A 1,802-nucleotide genomic window follows, 5' to 3' on the forward strand; every position below is an offset into this window, starting at 1 on the left:
ACTCAAGCCGAACCCTACCGCAGAACGACAAGTTCCATGCGTTATGTGGTGACGTCTCTAAACAGGGTATTGAATGGTCTGACAGTACATGGAAGACGCAGGAATGGAAATGTATTTTCGTCTCCGGTCATGCCAAAGCGACCGGAAAAGAGGGGCAGATAATCACGGGGCTGGAAGGTGAACTGGTGCCACTGGCAAGAGAAAGCACCGCCAGAATGAGCATGAGGCGCATGAGCAGTTTAATTGAATATTCACAGGCATGGGCGGTATATCAGGGCGTAAAACTCACTGAGACACGCTACACGCTGAATTATTACGGTCACAGAATTTAACTCAAGAAGGAGTGGGAGCGGTGATAACGTTCAGACATTTTCTGGATAGGCCAATATGGGCGGCAGTGGCTGGATATGATTTTAATATTATTGATTGCCTGTCCGTGGCTGGGTGTAGATATTTCGAGATACCAGTGAATATATGGGATGAATTATTGGGTTTAGAAATTAGACAAATGGTCGCTGTAATCATCATAGCGCTGTTCGGTTTATTTTTTGTGTTTATTTATCCGCTCATATTTTGGGTATTTGGTATCAGATTGTATTTCAACTGTAAGCGGCACATTAGGAAGTACAAATCAGGTAAGCCGCAAATAGTCATTGATAACCTGAACGGATGGAAATCCGATTGCGACAGGAGATTCAGGAAATGATTCACACTCTTTTGGGCAGCAGCAATGCTAATGATGGGACTGGTGTTAGGGGGACAGGGTGGATAATAAAAAACAGGATCAACCACGGTATCAGCCATACCTCGATGGTGTGGATTTGGTCATTCATGGTCAGAAGAGTTTTCGGCGGTGGCCAACAATAAAACGCGCATTCAGATATCTAATGTGGGCGATTTTTAAGTGTCAAGGAAGTGTTGATTATGTTGGATGCGTTTTCTATCTGGGCCGCGTTCACGTCATGATTAAACACGAAGAATTTAAAAAGGAACGGGAGAATGTAGGAAATGGCAAAGGCAAAAACGCCGAAGCCCAAAACCTGTAAGATTTGCCAATCAGAATTCACACCAAGAAGTACCACTCACACCGTCTGTTCTCTCGAATGCACCATCGAATTATCAAATAGAAACATCCAACGCAAGGAGGAAAGAGAACTCCGGCGTCAGCGTTCTATTGAGCGTCAGGAACTGAAAGCCAGACGGGAAAAGTTAAAATCCCAATCTGACTGGGAGAAAGAGGCTCAAGCAGCGTTTAATAAGTACATACGCGCCAGAGACTACAGGAGAGAGTGCGTCAGTTGTGGCTGTAAATTGGTAGGCTCCAGTAACTATCTGACCGGCAGTGCCATTGATGCCAGTCATTACAGGTCAAGAGGTGCGGCATCACATTTAAGATTTAACGTTTTTAACGTCCATTCATCATGCACCCGATGCAATCGTCAACTCAGTGGTAACGCGGTTGAATATCGCATCCGGCTCATCAAACGAATTGGCCTCGGCAGGGTTGAGGCTCTCGAATCAAATAATAAAACGCGCAAATTCAATATCGATTATCTCAAGCGAGTGAAACAAATATTCACTCGCCGTGCCCGATATTACGAAAAACGGCGGAAACGCGAGTACATGGAGGCAGCATGACAATTGATGCATGGATTGCCATTGGCTCATGGGCGATTTTCACGCTCATCTATCTGCCGTGGCAAATAGTGCGCCACAGAAAACGAATAAGGGCCATTAATGCAATCAGAAAAGGTGTGTTCCTGATGAGGAAATATAGAGCGCTTAAGGAGCTGAACGCATGA

3 protein-coding genes are annotated in these 1,802 nt (G+C 45.1%); all 3 read left to right on the top strand.

The genetic code is table 11. The features are described from left to right. On the top strand, nucleotides 1–332 hold a 332-nt coding region (locus PSI23_RS21220; protein WP_273556936.1), incomplete at its 5' end, for a recombination protein NinB. Between the two features lie 370 nt (nucleotides 333–702). Next, nucleotides 703–867, top strand: a complete 165-nt coding sequence (locus PSI23_RS21225; RefSeq protein ID WP_273556937.1) for a hypothetical protein — start codon at nucleotides 703–705, stop codon at nucleotides 865–867. Between the two features lie 141 nt (nucleotides 868–1,008). Further along, a complete protein-coding gene (locus PSI23_RS21230) occupies nucleotides 1,009–1,638 on the top strand; it encodes a recombination protein NinG (RefSeq protein WP_273556938.1) in 630 nt (209 codons plus the stop codon). Nucleotides 1,639–1,802 lie beyond the last annotated feature (164 nt).

Source organism: Xenorhabdus yunnanensis, from assembly GCF_028598805.1.
Lineage (GTDB): Bacteria > Pseudomonadota > Gammaproteobacteria > Enterobacterales > Enterobacteriaceae > Xenorhabdus > Xenorhabdus yunnanensis.

Bases quoted from the DNA above. Each gene is read 5' to 3' on its own strand.
- PSI23_RS21225 (WP_273556937.1), top strand. From the start codon at position 703: ATGATTCACACTCTTTTGGGCAGCAGCAATGCTAATGATGGGACTGGT.
- PSI23_RS21230 (WP_273556938.1), top strand. From the start codon at position 1,009: ATGGCAAAGGCAAAAACGCCGAAGCCCAAAACCTGTAAGATTTGCCAA.